Here is a 348-nt window from a genome sequence, read left to right on the forward strand (position 1 = left end):
TGTCGACCTTCCTCAAGATCGGCGCGATAGCCGCGCTGGCGATCGGCATCGTCATCATGGCGCCGCCCCTCAAAATGCATGCCGTAACCGCGTTCGTCAGCGGCAACGGGCCGGTCTGGTCGGGCGGCCTGTTCCCCTTCCTGTTCATCACCATCGCCTGCGGCGCGGTATCGGGCTTCCACGCCCTCATCTCCAGCGGCACCACACCCAAGCTGATCGCCAGCGAAGCCGATGCGCCGATGATCGGTTATGGCGCGATGCTGATGGAGGCGTTCGTCGCCATCATGGCGCTGGTGGGCGCGTCGATCCTCGATCCGGGCATCTATTTCACGATGAACAGCCCGGCGG

At 64.7% G+C, this 348-nt stretch carries 1 protein-coding gene; it reads left to right on the plus strand.

Annotated features, from left to right (window positions below; all coding sequences use genetic code 11):
* On the plus strand, positions 1 to 348 hold a 348-nt coding region (locus tag MRBLMA1_RS19050), incomplete at both ends, for a carbon starvation CstA family protein (protein ID WP_363738984.1).

This window comes from Sphingobium sp. LMA1-1-1.1, assembly GCF_040676365.1.
Lineage (GTDB): Bacteria > Pseudomonadota > Alphaproteobacteria > Sphingomonadales > Sphingomonadaceae > Sphingobium.